The sequence below is a fragment of the Pseudomonas sp. genome (assembly GCF_046581935.1).
In the GTDB taxonomy this organism is placed as follows: domain Bacteria; phylum Pseudomonadota; class Gammaproteobacteria; order Pseudomonadales; family Pseudomonadaceae; genus Aquipseudomonas.
In genome coordinates, this window is record NZ_JAYGFK010000007.1 from 132,865 (window position 1) to 153,287 (window position 20,423).

The 20,423-nt window shown below is 61.3% G+C and carries 13 protein-coding genes, 2 pseudogenes and 2 CRISPR repeat arrays; of the genes and pseudogenes, 11 read left to right on the top strand and 4 right to left on the bottom strand.

Going from position 1 to position 20,423, the window contains the following annotated elements; all coding sequences use genetic code 11:
* Positions 1-11 precede the first annotated feature (11 nt).
* From VCA57_RS06470 to VCA57_RS06500, 7 genes are all read left to right on the top strand, one after another.
* Positions 12-1,184 (top strand): efflux RND transporter periplasmic adaptor subunit, encoded by a 1,173-nt coding sequence (locus tag VCA57_RS06470; protein ID WP_411184143.1) that lies wholly within the window; start codon positions 12-14, stop codon positions 1,182-1,184.
* Complete coding sequence (locus VCA57_RS06475) at positions 1,178-3,130, top strand: ABC transporter permease (protein WP_411184144.1); 1,953 nt, start codon at positions 1,178-1,180, stop codon at positions 3,128-3,130. The genes VCA57_RS06470 and VCA57_RS06475 overlap by 7 nt, the downstream gene beginning before the upstream one ends.
* 13 nt (positions 3,131-3,143) lie before the next feature.
* Positions 3,144-4,520, top strand: a complete 1,377-nt coding sequence (locus VCA57_RS06480) for an efflux transporter outer membrane subunit (RefSeq protein ID WP_411184145.1) — start codon at positions 3,144-3,146, stop codon at positions 4,518-4,520.
* Between the two features lie 93 nt (positions 4,521-4,613).
* A CRISPR array of direct repeats spans positions 4,614-6,262; the repeat unit is 28 nt; unit sequence TTTCTAAGCTGCCTATTCGGCAGTGAAG.
* Positions 6,263-6,463: 201 nt separating this feature from the next.
* On the top strand, positions 6,464-7,432 hold the full coding sequence (gene cas1f / locus VCA57_RS06485; RefSeq protein ID WP_411184146.1) for a type I-F CRISPR-associated endonuclease Cas1f: 969 nt from the start codon (positions 6,464-6,466) through the stop codon (positions 7,430-7,432).
* Positions 7,429-10,779, top strand: coding sequence for a type I-F CRISPR-associated helicase Cas3f (gene cas3f / locus VCA57_RS06490; protein WP_411184147.1), 3,351 nt, complete (start codon positions 7,429-7,431; stop codon positions 10,777-10,779). Before cas1f ends, cas3f begins: the two co-directional genes overlap by 4 nt.
* A 234-nt stretch (positions 10,780-11,013) precedes the next feature.
* The gene (locus VCA57_RS06495) at positions 11,014-11,220 is read left to right on the top strand and encodes an addiction module protein (RefSeq protein ID WP_411184148.1); all 207 of its coding nucleotides are present in this window, start codon (positions 11,014-11,016) and stop codon (positions 11,218-11,220) included.
* A 131-nt stretch (positions 11,221-11,351) separates the two neighbouring features.
* Complete coding sequence (locus tag VCA57_RS06500) at positions 11,352-11,507, top strand: hypothetical protein (RefSeq protein WP_411184149.1); 156 nt, start codon at positions 11,352-11,354, stop codon at positions 11,505-11,507.
* A gap of 167 nt (positions 11,508-11,674) precedes the next feature.
* Here VCA57_RS06500 and VCA57_RS06505 read toward each other — a convergent pair whose 3' ends face one another.
* Positions 11,675-12,940, bottom strand: a complete 1,266-nt coding sequence (locus tag VCA57_RS06505) for a type II toxin-antitoxin system HipA family toxin (RefSeq protein WP_411184150.1) — start codon at positions 12,938-12,940, stop codon at positions 11,675-11,677.
* The gene (locus tag VCA57_RS06510; protein WP_411184151.1) at positions 12,940-13,290 is read right to left on the bottom strand and encodes a helix-turn-helix transcriptional regulator; all 351 of its coding nucleotides are present in this window, start codon (positions 13,288-13,290) and stop codon (positions 12,940-12,942) included. The genes VCA57_RS06505 and VCA57_RS06510 overlap by 1 nt, the downstream gene beginning before the upstream one ends.
* Before the next feature lie 284 nt (positions 13,291-13,574).
* Between VCA57_RS06510 and csy1 the strand changes: the two genes are divergently transcribed.
* Genes csy1 through cas6f form a run of 4 tightly spaced genes read left to right on the top strand, consistent with a single transcriptional unit; the run spans position 13,575 to position 17,524 of the window.
* Positions 13,575-14,936, top strand: a complete 1,362-nt coding sequence (csy1, locus tag VCA57_RS06515; RefSeq protein ID WP_411184152.1) for a type I-F CRISPR-associated protein Csy1 — start codon at positions 13,575-13,577, stop codon at positions 14,934-14,936.
* On the top strand, positions 14,929-15,933 hold the full coding sequence (csy2, locus tag VCA57_RS06520; protein ID WP_411184153.1) for a type I-F CRISPR-associated protein Csy2: 1,005 nt from the start codon (positions 14,929-14,931) through the stop codon (positions 15,931-15,933). Before csy1 ends, csy2 begins: the two co-directional genes overlap by 8 nt.
* Positions 15,934-15,938: 5 nt before the next feature.
* Positions 15,939-16,958, top strand: a complete 1,020-nt coding sequence (gene csy3 / locus VCA57_RS06525) for a type I-F CRISPR-associated protein Csy3 (RefSeq protein ID WP_411184154.1) — start codon at positions 15,939-15,941, stop codon at positions 16,956-16,958.
* Positions 16,959-16,960: 2 nt separating this feature from the next.
* Positions 16,961-17,524 (top strand): type I-F CRISPR-associated endoribonuclease Cas6/Csy4, encoded by a 564-nt coding sequence (gene cas6f, locus VCA57_RS06530; RefSeq protein ID WP_411184155.1) that lies wholly within the window; start codon positions 16,961-16,963, stop codon positions 17,522-17,524.
* Positions 17,525-17,654: 130 nt separating this feature from the next.
* A CRISPR array of direct repeats spans positions 17,655-19,302; the repeat unit is 28 nt; unit sequence CTTCACTGCCGCATAGGCAGCTCAGAAA.
* Between the two features lie 27 nt (positions 19,303-19,329).
* On the opposite strand, the pseudogene VCA57_RS06535 reads toward cas6f, so the two are convergent.
* Together VCA57_RS06535 and VCA57_RS06540 are read right to left on the bottom strand one after the other, a co-directional pair.
* Positions 19,330-20,230: pseudogene (locus VCA57_RS06535) on the bottom strand (IS3 family transposase); the annotation flags it as partial.
* A pseudogene (locus VCA57_RS06540) lies at positions 20,231-20,423 on the bottom strand (IS110 family transposase); the annotation flags it as partial.

Here is a 20,423-nt window from a genome sequence, read left to right on the forward strand (position 1 = left end):
GACCAAGTCGTATGCGTTTGCCCACTTCGAAAATTGTCCGCCGCAGCCTGCTGCTGGCGTTGCCCCTCGGCATGCTGAGCGTACTGTGGCTGTGGCACGGCGACCCCGCGCCCGCCTTCGCCACCGAGCCCGTCAGCCGGGGGGATATCGAAGCCACGGTGGTGGCCATCGGCACCCTGCAACCGCGTGAATCGGTGGAGGTAGGCGCGCAGGTATCCGGGCAAATCACCCGTTTGCATGTCGCTCCCGGCGATCAAGTGGAAAAGGGCCAGTTGCTCGCCGAGATCGACGCCAGCCTGCATCAAGCCACCGTCGAGGCCGACCGTGCCGCGCTGGACGGCCTGCGCGCGCAACTCGAAGAACAGCAGGCGCAACTGACTCTGGCGCAGCAACAGCACCAGCGCCAGCAACGCCTGGTGGCGGACCAAGCCACCCGCGAGGAAGACGTGCAAGTAGCCGCCGCCAACCTGAAAGCCGCGCAAGCCCGGCTCAAGCAGTTGCGCGCGCAAATTGCCGAGAGCCAGGCGCGCCTCAAAGGCAACGAAGCCCAGCTGAGCTACACCCGGCTCTATGCGCCCATTGCCGGCACCGTGCTTGGGGTTGACGTCAAACAGGGGCAAACGCTCAACGCCACCTACCAAACGCCAACCGTTATGCGCATCGCCGACCTTTCGGCCATGACCGCCTGGACCAAGGTTTCCGAGGCGGATATCCGCCAACTGCGGGTCGGCATGCCGCTGTATTTCACCACCCTCGGCGGCGATGGCCGGCGCTGGCACGGCAGCGTGCGCCAAGTGCTGCCCTCGCCACCCGTGGCGGCCTCGGCCAGTGGCGACGCCAGCGCTGCGCCGCAGCCGGTCAAGGCCGTGCAGTACACCGTGTTGTTCGACGTTAACAACGACGATGGCGAGCTGATGCCGCAAATGACCGCCCAAGTGACCTTTATCAGCGCAGCAGCCCGCGACGTGCTGACCGTGCCGCTGGAGGCGCTGCAAATGGTCGAAGGCAAAAGCGGCGTATTCAATGCACGCATCCTCGATGCCAAGGGCCGCCCGGCAGACCGCGAAATCCAGGTCGGCGCTCGCAGCCGGCAACGCGCCGAGGTGCTCAACGGCCTGCACGAGCACGAGCAACTGATTACCGCTGAGCTACCAGACACCCGCGTGACGAGGTTCCAGTGGTAAGCAACCCGCCACTGATCGAGCTGCAGGCGATCCGCCGCTGCTATGGCGGCCACGATGGCGCGCCAGAAGTGGCCGTGCTGCGCGGCGTCAGCCTGGCAATTGCCGCTGGCGAGTTCGTCGCCATCGTCGGCGCGTCCGGCTCTGGCAAATCGACCCTGATGCACCTGCTTGGCTGCCTCGACCGGCCAACCTCCGGCACCTACCGCTTTGCCGGCCGCGATGTCGCCGACTTTGACGCCGACCAACTGGCCTGGCTACGCCGTGAGGCCTTCGGCTTTGTGTTCCAGGGCTACCACCTGATCGCCACCGAATCCGCCCGCGAGAACGTGGAAATCCCGGCGTTGTATGCCGGCATCGATGCCGAACAACGCCGCGTGCGCGCCAGCAGCCTGCTCGCGCGCCTGGGCCTGGGCGAGCGTCTTGAGCATCGCCCCAGCCAGCTTTCCGGCGGCCAACAGCAGCGCGTCTCAATTGCCCGCGCGTTGATGAACGGCGGCAGGATCATTCTCGCGGACGAGCCCACTGGTGCCCTCGACTCGCACAGCGGCCAGGAGGTCATGGCCCTGCTGCGCGAACTGGCGGCGGCCGGGCATACGGTGATCCTGATTACTCACGACCGCGACGTGGCCGCCCAGGCGCAGCGGGTTATCGAGATCCGCGATGGCGAAATCGTCAGCGACAGCGGTGCACAACCCAGCGCCCAAGCGCTGCCCGCGCCGGACATGGCCGCCGCCGGCAGCGTGCCAAACCTGGCCTGGTGGAAAACCTTCCACGAGGTAGCGCGCTCGGCCTGGCGGGTGATGTGGCTGAACCGCTTTCGCACCGCACTGACCCTCCTCGGCATCGTCATCGGCGTTGCTTCGGTGATCGTCATGCTGGCCATCGGCCTGGGCACCAAGCAGAAAGTGATGACGCAAATGGCCTCGATGGGCGCCACCACCCTCTACCTGTTCAGCGCCCAGCCGCCAGAGGGCGGGCCATGGGGCGTGCTCACCGAGGATGACCTGGAAGCCGTGGCCAGGCTGCCGGAGGTTGACCTGGCCACGGCGGTCATTGGCAACCCACTGCCGGTGCAATACGGCAATGTGGCGCGCGATACCTATGTGTACTCCAGCAACGAACAACTGCCGGCGATCCACCACTGGCCGCTGGCGCTGGGCCGCTTCTTCAACGCTAGCGAAGACGACTCCCTGGCCCCGGTGGTCGTACTCGGGCACAAGGCGCGGCAAGTGTTCTTCCGCGACGAGCCCAACCCATTGGGTCGCCAGTTGTTGATCGGCGATGCGCCGTTCGAGGTCATCGGGGTCATGCTGGAAAAGGGCAAAGAATCCGGTGCCGACTACTACGACGACATGGTGTTCATCCCCTACAAAGCCGGGCGCGCGCGGGTCTACCAGGACATTCTCGACCCCGAATACGCCACCCTCACGGCGGTTTCAACGCGCCAGGTAAGCGCGGCGGGCGAAGCGGTGCGCGAGCTGCTGCTGGCCCGTCACGGCCGCCAGGACTTCACCGTCGACAACGCCGCCGCCAAGGTCCAGGCCGAGGCCGCCACGCAAGACAGCATGACCCGCATGCTCGGCCTGATCGCCGCCGTATCGCTGCTGGTTGGCGGCATCGGCGTGATGAACGTAATGCTGATGACCGTGCGCGAACGCACCCGTGAAATTGGCATCCGCATGGCCACAGGCGCGCGCCAACGCGACATCCTGCGGCAGTTCCTCGGTGAAGCCGTGCTGGTGACCCTGGTGGGCGGCAGCATCGGCGTGCTGCTGGGGCTGCTGGTCGGTGCCGGGTTGATCCTGTGGAACGTGCCACTGATCTTTTCTCTAAGCGCCATGCTGGCCGCCTTCGTCTGCGCGGTGGCCACCGGCTTGCTGTTCGGCTACCTGCCGGCAAAAACCGCCGCCGCCCTCGACCCCGTCGTTGCGTTGGCCGCGGAATAGGATGAACTGCGTCATGAATTACCGCCTGCTTATGCTCTTCAGCCTATTCGCCCTGCACGGCTGCGCGCGCCAGGAGCCCGCCACGGCGCTCCCAGCTGCCCCCACGCAATGGCAACATGCACCGCTGCCGGCCGAGCAGGTTACTGCCGATTGGTGGCGCGGCTTCGCCAATGCCGAGCTGGATCAATTGGTCGAACAAGCGTTAAGCGCCAACGACGACCTGGCCGCCGCCCTGGCCCGCGTGCGACAGGCCGAAGCCAGCGCACGGATGGCCGGCGCACCCTTGCTGCCCAAGCTTGATGGCACTCTCGGCGCAAGCCATGAAGGCCGCCTGGGTGGCGCGGCCGAAGTGGACGGCCGCGATTACTCGGCGGGGCTGGCCGCCAGCTACGAAGTCGACCTCTGGGGCCGTCTCGCTGCCGACCAGCACAGCGCCTTGGCCGACTTGCGCGCCAGCCAGTTCGACCGCGCCGCGCTGCACGTCACCCTTAGCGCCAGCGTGGTATCGAGTTGGCTGCAATGGGTTGGCTTGGAACAACGCCGACGCATTGCCACACTCAACCTGAATAACGCCGAAAGGGTGCTGAGCACCGTCGAATCACGCCAACGCGCCGGCGCAGCGACCCGCCTGGAGCAAGCTCAACAACGCGGCGTGGTGGCCGAACAGCGCCTCGCCCTCGCCGCGTTAAACCAACAGAGCGAAGACAGCCGCGTGACCCTGGCGGTATTGCTGGGCCAGAGCAACAGCAGCCAACTGCAACTGGCCGCACAGCCACTCGACGCCCTACAGCTACCAACAGTCAGCGCCGGCATCCCCAGCGAACTACTGCTGCGTCGCCCGGACCTGGCCCGCGCCGAAGCACAACTGGCCGCCGCCGATGCCAATCTGCAGGCCGCTCGCGCTGCACTGCTGCCCCGCTTAAACCTAACGGCAACGGCTGGCGGTAACGCCGCCAGAGTGGCAGATGTATTCGCCGACCCGCTCTACTCACTAACCGCAGCATTGCTCGCGCCAATCTTCGACGGCGGCTACCTGGCAGCCAGCCGCGACCTGGCGGCGGCCCAGCGCGAAGAATTGCTGGCCAGCTACCGCAGCAGCATCATCAGCGCCTTTGCCGAGGTGCAACTGGCACTCAACGGCTTGGCCGGCATCGAAGCCCAGTGGCAAGCGCAGCAAGCTGTACTGGAACAAGCCGAGCTGGCCTTCAACCTATCCGAGTCACGCTACCGCGCCGGCGCAGAAACCCTGCTCACCCTGCTCGACACCCAACGCACCCTCTACACCGCCCAAGACAACAGCGCGCAACTGCAACTGACACGCCTGCAAGCCGGCGTAACCCTATACCGCACCCTCGGCGGCGGCTGGCAAATGGCCTCAACCGCGCCATAAGCCCAAACGAAGACCGCACCGCCTGGGTGGTTTGTTGAAAACTGCCTATTCGGCAGTTAATGGAGCTCACACTATCTTGCCAATCCGGTGTGTTTTCTAAGCTGCCTATTCGGCAGTGAAGTCTGCGGCGGTGGTGTCGGCCGTGGCGGTTTTTTTCTAAGCTGCCTATTCGGCAGTGAAGGGTGGTTTCTATCGTTATCGGGGTTGCGGACTTTTCTAAGCTGCCTATTCGGCAGTGAAGCCAGCACCGCCACCCAAGAAGCTCACCCAGTGTTTCTAAGCTGCCTATTCGGCAGTGAAGTCATCGAAGGTCATGAGGAATGCGCTGTCGGCTTTCTAAGCTGCCTATTCGGCAGTGAAGGCCGTATACGCCAGATGCCGGAGCATGGAATGTTTCTAAGCTGCCTATTCGGCAGTGAAGAGCGATGACAGGCCGGCAAGCAGGGCGATTAGTTTCTAAGCTGCCTATTCGGCAGTGAAGCCTTCGCCCCGCGCTTCACCCCAGATCGTGCGTTTCTAAGCTGCCTATTCGGCAGTGAAGTTCGTTGGCTTGGTCCAGCTGGAGAATGGGCATTTCTAAGCTGCCTATTCGGCAGTGAAGGCGTGCACCGCAAGCAGCGGCATTCAATGACATTTCTAAGCTGCCTATTCGGCAGTGAAGGATGAGCGCCGCGCCACCGGCCAACGCATCGATTTCTAAGCTGCCTATTCGGCAGTGAAGATAAAGCGGTGTGTCTTACTGAAGCTCGGCAGTTTCTAAGCTGCCTATTCGGCAGTGAAGGAACAGAACGCCCGTTACTGGCAATACTGTGGTTTCTAAGCTGCCTATTCGGCAGTGAAGTGGCTCTGCGTCATCCAGCGGCCAAGGCTGCTTTTCTAAGCTGCCTATTCGGCAGTGAAGACAGCGCTGTCCTGTATGCGCTTGACCACATCTTTCTAAGCTGCCTATTCGGCAGTGAAGTTGCTTATGCCTGTTGCAGCCTGGATATTCTTTTTCTAAGCTGCCTATTCGGCAGTGAAGGGCGGCGACAAAGGCAAGTTCACCGACACCTCTTTCTAAGCTGCCTATTCGGCAGTGAAGGTCATCTTGCACCTTTACCAAGTAGACCTTCTTTTCTAAGCTGCCTATTCGGCAGTGAAGCTGACCAGACTGCGCGGCGCGCTCTTGGTCGTTTTCTAAGCTGCCTATTCGGCAGTGAAGGGCCGCAACATGCGCCTGGCATCCGCTGGGATTTTCTAAGCTGCCTATTCGGCAGTGAAGTCGGCCTTTTCTTCCTTGGCCTCTTTCAGCTTTTTCTAAGCTGCCTATTCGGCAGTGAAGGCAGCGTTACTAATCACATAGATGATCTCCCATTTCTAAGCTGCCTATTCGGCAGTGAAGGAAGTAAACAATCGCGCCCGCTGTTCTCATACTTTCTAAGCTGCCTATTCGGCAGTGAAGGACGCTCTGTCCATTTTCTCACGACATTGCAATTTCTAAGCTGCCTATTCGGCAGTGAAGTCTTTCGGCCCGGTATGGGTTGCCGCTTCCAATTTCTAAGCTGCCTATTCGGCAGTGAAGTTGACGCTATCGACCGCACCGCCACCGCCAGAGTTTCTAAGCTGCCTATTCGGCAGTGAAGTGATTTGGTGATGGAGGAAGGCGGCGAGTTCATTTCTAAGCTGCCTATTCGGCAGTGAAGCTCAAGCCTGACGGCTCAATTGTTCGCGAGCTTTTCTAAGCTGCCTATTCGGCAGTGAAGTAGAGAGCTTATCCCGCAACGCCCCACGCTCGATAGCTTATGCCGGTTTTGCGCTGCAAAACCCTTTTTTGGCAGGCTTGGCCAAGCTATTGATTTACAAGGGATCGCCCAAGGCCCGTAGAAAAGGGTCGGCGTGGCGACGTTTCATTTGCCCGTGAAGGTGCCCAGAATGCGCCTTAGATCATTGCGCAGAGCCTACTCATGGACGACATCAGCCCCGGCGACCTCAAGACCATCCTGCACTCCAAACGCGCCAACCTGTATTACTTGCAGCACTGTCGCGTGCTGGTTAACGGCGGGCGGGTTGAGTACGTCACCGATGCCGGCAAGCAATCGCTGTACTGGAATATCCCCATCGCCAACACCACAACCATCCTGCTCGGCACGGGCACCTCGGTGACCCAGGCAGCGATGCGCGAGTTGGCCAAGGCCGGTGTGTTGGTGGGCTTCTGTGGTGGCGGCGGTACACCGCTGTTTTCCGCCAATGAGATGGATGTGGAGGTCGCCTGGTTCTCACCGCAAAGTGAATATCGGCCCACCGAGTACCTGCAAAAATGGGTGCGCTTCTGGTTTGACGACAGCAAGCGGTTGGATGCTGCCAAAGCATTTCAATTGGCCCGCCTGCAACGTATTCGTCAGGGTTGGTTAAACAATCGGGTATTGAAGGATGCCGGATTTAATATCGATGCGGCAGCGCTCGAACGCGCCCTTGATGCCTCGCGCACGGCGATCCAGGGCGCGCCCGATAACACCTGGCTACTTACCGAAGAAGCACGGCTCAGCAAGCAATTGTTCGCCCTGGCCGCCCGCGCGGTGAGTTATGGCGACTTTACCCGCGCCAAAAATGGCTCAGGTGGCGACCCCGCCAACCGTTTTCTCGACCACGGCAATTACCTGGCCTACGGCCTGGCCGCCAGCGCCACCTGGGTGCTCGGTATTCCTCATGGTTTAGCCGTGCTGCACGGCAAGACCCGGCGCGGCGGGCTGGTGTTTGACGTGGCCGATCTGGTCAAGGACGCCACCATCCTGCCGCAAGCCTTTGTCAGCGCGGTGCGCGGCGACGAGGAGCAGGAGTTCCGCCAAGCCTGCATCGAGAACCTGACCCGAGGCGAAGCCCTGGATTTTATGATCGACACCCTCAAGGCCGTGGCTGAGCAGGTCGGCGCATGAACATCCTGCTAATCAGCCAGTGCGACAAGCGCGCTCTGGTGGAGAGCCGGCGCATTCTCGACCAATTCGCCGAGCGCCGTGGCGAACGCACCTGGCAAACCCCAATCACCCAAGCCGGCCTGGATACCTTACGCAAGCTGCTGAAGAAAAGCGCCCGGCGCAACAGCGCCGTGGCCTGCCACTGGATTCGCGGGCGCGATCACAGCGAACTGCTGTGGATCGTCGGCGATGCCAGCCGCTTCAATGCTCAAGGCGCGGTGCCAACCAACACCACCCGCCGCGATGTGCTGCGTAAAGCCGATGAAAACGACTGGCACAGCGCAGAGGACATCCGCCTGCTCAGCACCCTGGCCGCCCTGCTGCATGACCTCGGCAAAGCCAGCCTGGCCTTCCAGAACCGCCTCAAGCCCGGCGCGCCTATGGAGCGCAACCTGTACCGCCACGAGTGGACCTCGCTGCGCTTGTTCCAGGCCTTTGTCGGCACGGACGACGACCCAGCCTGGCTGGCGCGCCTGGCCAAGCCCAGCGCGGCCGATCACGCCAGTTGGCTTACGCGCCTGCAACGCGACGGCCTCGACAGTGCCTGCGACAAACCCTTCAACAGCCTGCCACCCTTGGCAGCGGCCCTGGCCTGGCTGGTGCTGACCCATCACCGCCTGCCAGTGATGCCGGGCGAAGACGTTCGCTTGGGCGGCAAAATCAAAAACTTCCAACTGGGCATGCTGCAGAACCTACCGGGCGATATCGACGCCGCCTGGAACGAGCACTGCAGCACCCAGGACAAAGCCCTGATCGAGCCCTACTGGCAGTTCCCTCACGGCCTACCGGTGACTACCGAGCGCTGGTGCAAACGCGCCAGCAAACAGGCCGAACGCCTGCTCGCTCTGCTGCCACGACGCACATCAACCGACTGGCTGCGCAGCCCCTACCTGATGCACCTGTCGCGCCTGAGCCTGATGCTCGCCGACCACTACTACTCCAGCCTCACCGACGCAGGCCGGGTGCCGGGCGAAACCAACTATCCGTTGTGGGCCAATACCGAACGCAAGACGGGCCAACCCAACCAAGGCCTAGACGAACACCTGCTGGGCGTCGAGGCCAACGCCGCGCTGATCGGCCATCGCCTGGCGGATTTTGAGCGCAGCCTGCCGCGCTTGGCGCGCCACAAAGGCCTGAAGAAACGCAGCCGCGACGAGCGTTTCCGCTGGCAGGACAAAGCCGCCGACCTGGCCACCAGCATGCGCGAACAGGCCGCACGGCACGGCGCGTTTATCGTCAACATGGCCTCCACCGGCTGCGGCAAAACCCTCGGCAACGCGCGCATCATGTACGCCTTGAGCGACCCCGAACGCGGCATGCGCTGCGCCTTTGCCCTGGGCCTGCGCAGCCTGACCTTGCAAACCGGCCGGGCTTTTCGTGATCGCCTGCGCCTCGGCGAGGATGATCTGGCGATCCGCGTGGGCGGTGCCGCCAGCCGTGAGCTGTTTGAGCACCACGAAAACGCAGCCGAGCGTAGCGGCTCGGCCTCCAGCCAGGCGCTGTTTGATGACGACGGGCACGTGCGGTTCGACGGCAATCACGACGCCCACCCACTGCTCAACAAAGTGATTCACGAACCGCAAGTACGCGCCCTGCTGGTTGCGCCATTGCTGGTGTGCACCATCGACCACCTGACCCCGGCCACCGAAAGCCAACGCGGTGGCCGGCAAATCGCGCCCATGCTGCGCCTGATGAGCGGTGATCTGGTGCTCGACGAGCCGGACGATTTCGACATCGCCGATCTGCCTGCCCTGGCGCGCCTGGTGCATTGGGCCGGCTTGCTCGGTAGCCGCGTGCTGCTGTCTTCGGCCACCCTGCCGCCGGCGCTGATTCAGGGGCTGTTCGAGGCCTACCGCGCCGGCCGCGTGGAGTACCAACAACATCGCGGCGAGCACCCCGGCGAGGTGCCGGCCATCGCCTGCGCCTGGATTGATGAACAACGGCAAACCCGCCTGGACTGCAGCGACAGCGCAGCGTTTAGCGCGGCCCATCACCTGTTTGCCGAGCGTCGCCACGCCTGGCTCGGCACTCAACCGGCGCGCCGTCATGGTCAACTGCTTCAGCTGCGTTTCGCCAGCCAACGCCCCGAAGAAATCCGCCAAGCCTTTGCCGAGCAGGTGTTAGCCGCCGCCCAGCAGTTGCATGCAGCCCACGCCACAATCGACCCGCACAGCGGCAAACGGGTCAGCTTCGGCTTGGTGCGCATGGCCAATATCGAACCGCTGTTCGATGTCGCCCTGGCGCTGTTCCGCTTGGGTGCCGTTGCAGGCACACGGATTCACCTGTGCGTTTACCACTCGCAATTCCCTCTGCTGCTGCGCTCGGCCATCGAAAGCCAGCTGGACGCCACCCTCAATCGTGAACAGCCCGAGGCGGTATTCGCCCTGCCCGAGATCCGCCAGCGCCTGACGCGGTTTGATGAACCGGAGCAGCTGTTTATTGTGCTCGGCTCGCCGGTTACCGAGGTCGGCCGCGACCATGATTACGACTGGGCGCTGGTCGAGCCGTCGTCGATGCGCTCACTGATCCAGCTTGCCGGCCGGGTGCGCCGTCATCGCCCCGAGCCTTGTGCGCAAGTCAATGTGCAGATCTTCGACAGCAACCTGCGCCACGCCGAACACCGCGACAAGCCCGCATTCTGCAAACCAGGTTTCGAGAATGAACGCCCGTGGCTGTTGAATTCGCACCGCCTGGATAAGCTGCTAGAGGCTGAGCAGTACCAACGTATCGACGCCCGCCCGCGCATCCTCGAACGGCCAGCACCGCTTAACCACCACGGTAATCTGGTCGACCTGGAACACGCCCGTCTGCAAGACTGGATGCTGCATAAAGCCGAGCCCGACCCTGCCACGCTGTCCCCCCGCGAACGCCTGCGGCAAAGCAGCCAACCCCGCGAGCTGAATGGCCATGACAGCTGGAGCCAGCCGCAGCTGCACCTAACGGCCATCGCTCAGCAACAGCAGCCATTCCGCCTGGATACCCAGCAGCGCGTCGAGCTGGTGCTGCTGCCCGACGAAGACGGCGAGCGCTATCAGTTGACCCGCATCGATCCCGGCAAACGCCGTTATGAAGTGGAATACGTGCCGGTGGAAAACAGCCAGCACCAGCAAATTGACGATAGCGAACTGGCCGGCCCGCGCATCAGCCCCTGGGGCAGCACCGACTACCTCGTCGCACTCAATGAGCTGGCCGATGAGCTGGACATGGATCTGCACGCCTGCGCCAAACGCTTCGGCACCATCAGCCTGGTAAATAACGACAACGGCTGGCGCTCGCATCCGCTGCTGGGTTTTGCCAAACGTAGGTGAGCCCCCCTACACCCTGCGCGGCGTGCAGCAGGGCTAAAGCATCGCGGCTAAAGCCCCTCCCACAGAGGCAGCTATTCCCTGTGGGAGGGGCTTTAGCCGCGAACCGGTTGGGTGAACGTCACGATGCCAGGCAATCCAGCCGTAGGGTGATCGACACCCTACCCGCGAGTTGGTTGCCTTTCGGCCACTGCAGGCTCAAGCTAACCGCCTATCGCGCCTTGTCGGGAGATGCCCATGAGCACCGAGAAATTCGTCGAGCAAGCCCTCAAATTGCCGGCCACGCAGCGCTTTGAAATCGCCCAGCAGTTGCTGCATAGCCTGGACAAACCCGACCCTGAAATTGAGCGCATCTGGGGCGAAGAGGCCGCACGCCGCCTGCAGGCCTACCACCTTGGCGAGCTGGAAACGCTTTCCCTCAACGAGGCGCTGGAGCGCTCTTGATGCAGGTTCGTTTCGCCCGTATTGCCCGCGACGAACTGATGGCCGCATGCACCTGGCTGGACGAGCTACAACCCGGCCTGGGTAACCGGCTTATCGCTGAAGTACGCTAAACCAGCGAACGCATACAGCGCATGCCCCTGATGTACCCCATCGACCGCGACGACATCCGCAAGGCTACATTGCCGCGCTTCCCCTACTCCCTGCATTATGCGGTGCTTGCAGAAGTGATCCTGATACTCGCCGTTGCTCACCACCATCGGCAGCCGGATTACTGGCTGAGCCGCTAGCGTCACGACACACATAATTGGTCACTACCTGTAGAAGCGAAGGGGGCGCCTAGCCGTTATTCGCGATAATCCTTGAAAGCGCTGCAAGCGTCGCGGCTAAAGCCCCTCCCACGGCATTTGAAGACCTGTGGGAGGGGCTTTAGCCGCGACTCCGTTGGGTGGAAGCCCTAACCCTCAATCCTAAAATCCTCATGCAACGCCCGCCAATGCTCACGCAGGGCGGCCTTGTGCGCGTCGTGCATTGGGCTGTCACGCAAGGCGGCCGGCCACAGTTCGCGAGCTTTGCTGATGGCGGCTTTGAGGTTGTAGAGGATCGGCGACTCCGGCAGGTCCGCCCGCTTGGCCCAACGGCGGAAGTGCTCAAGCGATACCGCGTACCACTGTTTGCTCTGCGCCATGTTCAGCGCGTAGTGCTGCTCGTCAGGAATGTAGGCCTTGGTGAACACAATGTCGTAGGCCGGCGACAGCACCGGCGCGATGCCATCCGGGTAGAGGATGCTCCAGTTCTTCAAATGAGCATCGCCATTACCCAACAGAATGTTGACCAACAAGCGCACGGCCATCTGCACCGCATCGCGCTGGCCGTTGAAGGTGTTCTGGTAGATCAGCCGGGCGATTTGCTCGTAGCTGGCCTTCTGGTACTTATCCGCCGCATAAGCGAACAGCACCTGAGCGAAGTCCTCGGCATGCACGCGGGTGCCTTCGGCCCGGTCAAAGCGGCGAATCGCGTAGGCGTAACCTTCGTCCGGCAGTTTGATCTCTGGCAGGCGTTCGAGCTTGTCGAGTTCTACCAGGCGAATCTCCGGGATATCCACCCCAGCCAACGCCGCCAGTTGCATGCTGGTGTACTCGTTCAGCGGCACATGAGCATGCACCGTGGAAGGTGTTTTGATGATCCAGTCGCCGGGAGCCGTGGCATCCCCCAACTGGTAGCGACCATCGCGCTGGCGCATGGAAAACTTCATCTGCACCCCAGCCAGGGAGAAATGTGCCACCCGGCCCAACGCATCCACCGCCACCCGATCAAGCCGTCCACGGTCGCCAAAGGCTGCGTCCGGAATGGCCTCAGCGGCAACCGGCTCGGCGACCAACGCACCAGGCAAGTCGCCACCCAAATGCACCAGCAGCGGAAATTCGTTGTGCTCATGGATTTTCAAGCGCTGGGCCAACAGCAAGCGCAGGGCACCCTCAGGCAGCAGATTGCTCAGCAGCGGGTGCAGCTGCATGTTGGTCGCCACCGGAAATATCTTGCTGGCCCGAGCCGCGAAGGTGGCCGGGTTGGCCAATGACAGGCTCAACGCGGGGCGACTTTGATCGGCGATAAACTCCGCCGCCAACGACAACACCGTGCGGTTATGCGCATAGCCGGCAACGTAGCCCACCAACTGCCCATGCAGCGTCAGCTTGAGTGCCGAAACCTGTTCGCCGGCCATCAGTGGTTATCCAGGTCTTGCCAGGGATCTTCAATGGTCTCCTTGATCCCCACACCAGACGCAAGCACTGGCGGCTGAACCAAGGGGTAATTCAGCTGCGCTCTGCCGGCATCGGTCGCGCCGCTCGCAAGCAGTTGCTCGACCTGGCGCACCAGCTCCTTGGGGATCAGCATCAGCGTTGCGTCCAGGCCTTCGGCGATCTTGTCCAGAGTGGCCAGGCTGGGGTTGCCGTCTTTCTCGATCTTGCCGTACTGCTGGCGATTCAAGCCCACCCGCAGCGGCATGTCTGTACCCTTCAAGCCGAGCTGCACGCGCCGGCGTTTGATCTGAGTCAACACTGTGTTGCGCATGGGTTCACCTCGTTATTCACAGCAGAAGTGAAGCATATAAGGCTCTATTGGATAAAAAGAGCCTTATACGCTGCTAAAAAATCTATTAGAAGCTTATGTGCTTCATATTTAAATGAAGCTTACAAACCTCACAACTATTTTTTGCAGCATAAATACTTCACCTACGAGCGATTGAATCATAAAAGCTGCATTTCTGGGTTATACGCCTTAAGGAGGGGTGTTCAAGACTGATGGCAAAACAGTGCTACTTTTACTGCCGCCATCCAGCACAAGGATTTGTTGCTATGCACGACCCATCCCCTCGCCGACAAAGCGAAATTCGCGCCCTGATTGAAGCTTTTATCGCCGAGCGCCTGGCCAGCAAACTTGAAGGCCTGAGCGACGACGACCCCAAACGCGCCACCCTGCAGGCCCAATACGCACCGGCCACCTGGCTGGCAGATGCCGCCCGCCGCGCCGGGCAGATTCAGGCGGTGACGCATACGCTCAAGGCGATCCACCCGGATGCCAAGGGCAGCAACCTCTACTGTTTGCCAAGCGCGCTGCCCCAGCATCAACTGGTCGGCAGCCATTGCCTGGGCGACGATTTTGCCGGCGATGTGGTGGGCAACGCCGCCGCACTGGATGTGTATAAGTTGCTCAAGCTGGAGCACGACGGCCAGCCGCTGCTCAGCCTGCTATTGGCAAACGATGGCGACGCCTTGGCCGCGCTGCATGGCGATGCCGAACAGGCGCAAAACCTGGCGGAGGCCTTTACCAGCATCACCCGCCCGCGCGACGGTTTGGCCTCGCACACCCATGGCAAGCAGCTCTACTGGTTGGCCGGTGATGACCCGCACAACGACGCGCACTTTCATTTGCTCGCGCCTCTGTATGCCAGCTCACTGGCGCACCGGGTTTACTTGGGCATTCAGGCGGATCGCTTCGGCGAGCCGGCTAAAGAGGCGCGCCAAGCACGTCGCGATAAGCAGGTTCACCCTGGCGTGATCCACGAGTACCCGCAGTTGGCGGTGCAGAAGCTCGGCGGCACCAAGCCGCAAAATATCTCCCAGCTCAACAGCGAACGGCGTGGTGACAACTACCTGCTCGCCTCGCTGCCGCCAAGCTGGCAACAGCGCGATGTGCGCTTGCCAATCCGCACGCCGGACGGCTCGATCTTCCCCGCCTTTGGCAAGCGCCCGGCCGTGGCCGAGTTGGTACGTTCGCTGCGTGACTTCCTGCTTAGTGGCCCGCCGCCAAATGTGCACACCCGCAACAGCCGCGATGAACTGCTAACCGAGCTGATCGACGAATTGCTGCAGTACGCCGCCGAGCTGTGGGCCTTTGAGCCGGGCTGGTCGGCCAAGCCCGAATGCAACCTCAACCGCGCCGAGCAACTGTGGCTGGACTACCGCCGCGCCGGCCAGGACGCGGTGTTTGCCAGCGAGTGGCGACGCATGGCCTGGGTCGATGAAATCCGCCAGCGCTTCGCTAACTGGCTCAACGCCCGCTTGGTCAGCAAGCTCTCGGTCGGTGATGTGGAAAACAGCTACTGGGCCAAACAGTTCGGCAGCGACGCCCTGTGGCTCGACCTCAACGGGCTAAACCAGGCTTGGCTAAAACAATTTGAGCGCGAGCAACGCGACCTGGGAGACGAGCATGAGTGAACTGCCATCCTCCAACGGCCTGCTGATTATTCCCCACGTGCGGGTGCAGAACGCCAACGCCATCTCCAGCCCGCTAACCTGGGGCTTCCCTGCCATCAGCGCGTTTATCGGTCTGATGCACGCTGTCGAGCGCAAGCTGGATGGCCGCTACCCGCTACTGTTCGACAGCGTCGGGGTGATCTGCCATAGCCATGAGGCGCAAGTTACCGACGGCTACCAGCGCGCCTTCCACCTGACCCGCAACCCGGTCAACGAGCGTGGCGAAACCGCCGGCATCGTTGAAGAAGGGCGCATCCATCTGGACATCACCCTGGTCTTCGCCGTCAGTGGTTATGCCGAAGGCGATCAGCCCGACCCGGTACAGGGCGAAGGCCCGCCGCGCCAGCAGATTGCCAACGACATTGCCGACCTGCTCGGTGGCATGCGCATCGCCGGCGGCAGCGTGTTTCTCGACCCGCAGCGCAAACCCTCACTGGAGCGCCTGGCGCAAAGTGGTGAGGATCGCAGCAAGCAGTTCCGCCGCTTGCGCCGCCGCTGGTTGCCGGGCTTTGCCCTGGTCAGCCGTGACGACCTGCTTGCCACGCGCTTGGATAATCTGCGCGGCGAAAGCCCCAACGCCGACTTGCTCGACGCCTGGCTCGACCTCTCGCGGCTGAATATCCGCGCCACAGAAACCCATGCGGCCAGCGAAACTCAGCCGGCCAAGGTTGAATGGCGTGCGCAACGGGTTATCCCCAACGGCTGGCTGGTGCCGATCCCCGTGGGTTATGGCGCGCTAAGCCCGCTGCAAGAGGCCGGCACCGTCGCCAACGCGCGCGACGGGCAAACCCCACTGCGCTTCGTTGAAAGCCTGTATTCCATCGGCCAATGGCTCAGCCCACACCGCCTGCGCGATGTCGATGACCTGCTCTGGTGCACCAGCGCCGCGCCAGACGCCGGCCTGTACCGCTGCCACAACCACTATGCCCGTAGCCTTTCTGTTGATGACAAGGAGTGACCATCATGACCACCACACCTCTGAAAACCGCTTCCGTACTGGCCTTTGAGCGCAAGCTGGACCCCTCCGACGCGCTGTTTTATGCCGGTGACTGGCACGCGCGCGACAACTGGCAGCCGCTGGCCGTAGAAACCAAATCCGTGCGCGGCACCATCTCCAACCGCCTCAAAACCAAAGACCAAGACCCCGCCAAGCTCGATGCCGCCATCGAGAACCCCAACCTGCAAACCGTCGACGTCGCCGCCCTGCCACACGACGCCGACACCCTGCGCGTTAGCTTCACCCTGCGCGTACTCGGCGGTGCCGGCACACCCTCGGCCTGTAACGCGGCTGACTACCGGCAAAAACTGCTGGAGACCGTGCAAGGCTACGTGAGCGCCCATGGCTTCGGCGAACTGGCGCGGCGCTACGCGCATAACCTGGCCAACGGTCGCTTCCTGTGGCGCAACCGCATCGGCGCGGAACAGGTCGAAGTGCAGGTCGCCCACTTGGTCGACGGCAAAGCCGCTAAACAATGGACCTTCGACGCCCTGAGCCTTTCGCTGCGTAACTTCGACGCCACAGGTGCAACCACCACCGCGCTGGGCGAACTGGCCGGCCTGATCGCCAGCGGCCTCGGCGGCGAACGCCATGTGTTGCTCGGCGTAACCGCTTACGTGCGTATCGGCGCTGGCCAGGAAGTGTTCCCGTCGCAGGAGCTGATCCTTGGTCGGGAGCGCGGCGATAAGAGCAAAACGCTCTATAAGGTCAACGATATCGCCGGCATCCACTCACAAAAGCTCGGCAACGCCCTGCGCACCGTCGACACCTGGTACCCCGATGCCGGTGACCTCGGCCCTATCGCCGTGGAACCCTACGGCTCAGTGACCACCGAAGGCCGCGCCTACCGCCAGCCCAAAGCCAAGGCCGACTTCTACAACCTGCTGGATAACTGGCTGCTCAAGGACAAAGTGCCGAGCGCAGGCGACCAGCATTTCGTCATGGCCACCCTGATTCGCGGTGGTGTCTTCGGCGAGGCGGGCTAGCCATGGACCACTACCTCGACCTGAAACTGTTGCCCGACCCGGAGTTTGCCGCCACGCAGTTGATGAGCGCGCTGTTCGCCAAACTGCACCGTGGCTTGGTCGAGCTGGGCAGCACCGCTATCGGCATCAGCTTTCCCGATGGCGATAGCGCCGGCCATGGCTTCGGCCAACGCCTGCGCTTACACGGCAGTGCTGCAGCGCTGGACCAGCTACTGGCCGGCAACTGGCTAAAGGGCATGCGTGACCATGTGCAGCTCGGCGAGCTGGCCGTCGTACCGGCCAACGCCCAGCACCGCCGCCTGCGCCGCGTACAAGTGGACAGCAACCCCGAGCGCCTGCGCCGCCGCGCCATCAAGCGCCACGGCCTGACCGAGGAACAAGCCCGACAACGCATCCCCGACCACGCCGGCAAAACCACGGCCCTGCCCTTTATCGACCTGCGCAGCCAAAGCAGCGGCCAACGCTTCCGCCTGTTTATCGCCCAAGGCCCGCTCCAGACCAACCCCCAACCCGGCACCTTCAACGCCTACGGCCTCAGCCACGAAGCAACCGTGCCCTGGTTTTAACCCTTTTTTCAGAACAAGGAACAGGCTCTTTAAAAATCAAAGACTTAGCCAATAGCTAAAAAACAGGGACAAACACCCCAAAAGGCCAAAAACGCTTTGCAGAGCAAAGCGTTACGGCTTTATGGTGCTACTTCACTGCCGCATAGGCAGCTCAGAAATCAGTACAAGGCTAAAAACCTGCTGCCTATGCCTTCACTGCCGCATAGGCAGCTCAGAAATAGAACTGCAAGGCGCTGACGCTATCGCCAAGCTTCACTGCCGCATAGGCAGCTCAGAAACAGACTCCTCTGAAAGCTCAAGAACCATGTATCTTCACTGCCGCATAGGCAGCTCAGAAAAGGTGGAGGTCCATACCACCGCCATAAACGCTCTTCACTGCCGCATAGGCAGCTCAGAAATCTACAGTAGCGCCGTTCGGTAGCTTAACGGTCTTCACTGCCGCATAGGCAGCTCAGAAAAGCAGCTTCCTTAACTCTGTCTCATACGTCCGCTTCACTGCCGCATAGGCAGCTCAGAAAGACGTGATATGCCTTCAATGTTTTTTTGGTCACTTCACTGCCGCATAGGCAGCTCAGAAATGGCGTGTAATCCATCACAGCGGTGTAGCCTGCTTCACTGCCGCATAGGCAGCTCAGAAATAATTACGTCTGCGGATATTCTGGCACGGTTTCTTCACTGCCGCATAGGCAGCTCAGAAAGGCAGCCTTGTGGCGAACTTTCCGCCAGGCGTCTTCACTGCCGCATAGGCAGCTCAGAAAAACCAGCGGCCGCCGGATGGGTCGATGCAGATCTTCACTGCCGCATAGGCAGCTCAGAAAGGTGACGCCGGCGGCACTGAGCGCCCTTTAACCTTCACTGCCGCATAGGCAGCTCAGAAAATCAGAGCCTGGTGCACCCTCAAGGGACTCAACTTCACTGCCGCATAGGCAGCTCAGAAAACCACAGCGGCACCAGCCAGGGCATCAGCAAGCTTCACTGCCGCATAGGCAGCTCAGAAATGGCCAAGCTGGTAGAACACCGAGCCATCGCTCTTCACTGCCGCATAGGCAGCTCAGAAAAGAGCCGCTTGATGCGACAACTGGTGAGCAGCCTTCACTGCCGCATAGGCAGCTCAGAAAATATTGAAGCCACTCACTCCCTTCCTACCCATCTTCACTGCCGCATAGACAGCTCAGAAAAACAACTGGTCGCGCTCGCCGATTGCAAACTCCTTCACTGCCGCATAGGCAGCTCAGAAATTGGTCTGCGCCTCGATGTTGTTGTAGCTCGGCTTCACTGCCGCATAGGCAGCTCAGAAATATCAAACGCGCTCATCAGTCCTGATAGGTCACTTCACTGCCGCATAGGCAGCTCAGAAATGATCGTGCCGCACCCGCAGGTGCGCCTTCACCTTCACTGCCGCATAGGCAGCTCAGAAATCAAGCAGCCCGGCCAATGCTGCACCGCTGCTCTTCACTGCCGCATAGGCAGCTCAGAAAAAGCTCTACATCATCGGCAACATGGTGCAAGTCTTCACTGCCGCATAGGCAGCTCAGAAAAGCGGTGCGGCGCGCTCACACAGCCTGACCTTCTTCACTGCCGCATAGGCAGCTCAGAAATAGCTGAGGCGGCGCAATACAACGCCGCACTTCTTCACTGCCGCATAGGCAGCTCAGAAAGTGACCGCAGAGGCGTTCGGCTGATGACCATGCTTCACTGCCGCATAGGCAGCTCAGAAAAGCGATTCGAGAATGATGTCGACCGCCAGCAGCTTCACTGCCGCATAGGCAGCTCAGAAAAAGCCCGTTTGAATCGCCCCGGATTTCTTAGACACTTTCCAGGCTCTGGAAATAACGCTTTTCAAACTCTACCGGTGACAGCTGATTGTTGAAACCATGTCGGCGTTTTGGGTTGTAGAACATCTCGATGTAGTCGAACACATCAGCGCGAGCATCTTGCCTGGTGCTGTAGATCTTTCGCCTGATCCGCTCTCGCTTCAGCAACTGGAAAAAGCTTTCTGCTACCGCGTTGTCATGGCAGTTACCACGTCGACTCATGCTACCAAGCAAGTTGTTGGCTTTCAGGAAACTCTGCCAGTCACCGCTGCTGAACTGGCTGCCCTGGTCTGAGTGAATCATCACTTCCTGCTTGGGCTTACGCCGCCATCAGCAACGCATCAATCGCTAGATCACAAGTCATCTGCGGCTTCATCGACCAGCCAATAACCTGCCGAGAAAACAGATCGAGCACCACCGCCAAAAACAACCAGCCCTCATAGGTACGTATGTAGGTTATGTCCGTAACCCAGACTTTGTTGGGTTCGGTGACGTTGAATCGACGCTCCAGATGATTCGGCGAAGCTACTGGAGGCTTGCCACCATAACGCCCCGGTCGACGTCGGTAACCCGTCTGCGAACGCAGTCCTTCCTGACGCATTAATCGAGCAACGCGGTGCCTGCCGCACTGTTCGCCAAGCTCGCGCAGATCGTCATGGATTTTGCGGTAACCGTAGACGCCACCGCTCTCTAGCCACGAGTGCTTGATCAGGCCTAGCAGCCGCTGATCATCCTTGGCTCGTGCCGACTTCGGCTCTGCCAGCCAGGCGTAGTAACCGCTGGCATGCACTTTTAGAGTCAGGCACAGACGGCGAACCGGATAGTCTGCGGATAGATGATTGATGAAGGCGTACTTCAGCCGCACTCCTTGGCAAAGTACGCGGCGGCCTTCCTAAGAAACACCTTCGACGGTCTGAAGCGTGAAGCCAAACTTTGCCGCTCTGCGGTGCAATCCCTTAACTACTCTTTCCCGATACTTTTGCTCGTAGTGATCGGCTCCTGGATCTTTGTAAGCCATGCCGAAGCGCATCGCGTTGTAGAACAGGATCGCGATCTTGCGTGCGGTCGCAGTTACCGCCTTAGCC

What these genes read in the sequence shown, in the direction of transcription:
- VCA57_RS06470 (WP_411184143.1), top strand. Translation starts at nt 12, where the DNA reads ATGCGTTTGCCCACTTCGAAAATTGTCCGCCGCAGCCTGCTGCTGGCG.
- VCA57_RS06480 (WP_411184145.1), top strand. Translation starts at nt 3,144, where the DNA reads ATGAATTACCGCCTGCTTATGCTCTTCAGCCTATTCGCCCTGCACGGC.
- cas1f (WP_411184146.1), top strand. Translation starts at nt 6,464, where the DNA reads ATGGACGACATCAGCCCCGGCGACCTCAAGACCATCCTGCACTCCAAA.
- cas3f (WP_411184147.1), top strand. Translation starts at nt 7,429, where the DNA reads ATGAACATCCTGCTAATCAGCCAGTGCGACAAGCGCGCTCTGGTGGAG.
- VCA57_RS06495 (WP_411184148.1), top strand. Translation starts at nt 11,014, where the DNA reads ATGAGCACCGAGAAATTCGTCGAGCAAGCCCTCAAATTGCCGGCCACG.
- VCA57_RS06500 (WP_411184149.1), top strand. Translation starts at nt 11,352, where the DNA reads ATGCCCCTGATGTACCCCATCGACCGCGACGACATCCGCAAGGCTACA.
- VCA57_RS06505 (WP_411184150.1), bottom strand. Translation starts at nt 12,940, where the DNA reads ATGGCCGGCGAACAGGTTTCGGCACTCAAGCTGACGCTGCATGGGCAG.
- VCA57_RS06510 (WP_411184151.1), bottom strand. Translation starts at nt 13,290, where the DNA reads ATGCGCAACACAGTGTTGACTCAGATCAAACGCCGGCGCGTGCAGCTC.
- csy1 (WP_411184152.1), top strand. Translation starts at nt 13,575, where the DNA reads ATGCACGACCCATCCCCTCGCCGACAAAGCGAAATTCGCGCCCTGATT.
- csy2 (WP_411184153.1), top strand. Translation starts at nt 14,929, where the DNA reads ATGAGTGAACTGCCATCCTCCAACGGCCTGCTGATTATTCCCCACGTG.
- csy3 (WP_411184154.1), top strand. Translation starts at nt 15,939, where the DNA reads ATGACCACCACACCTCTGAAAACCGCTTCCGTACTGGCCTTTGAGCGC.
- cas6f (WP_411184155.1), top strand. Translation starts at nt 16,961, where the DNA reads ATGGACCACTACCTCGACCTGAAACTGTTGCCCGACCCGGAGTTTGCC.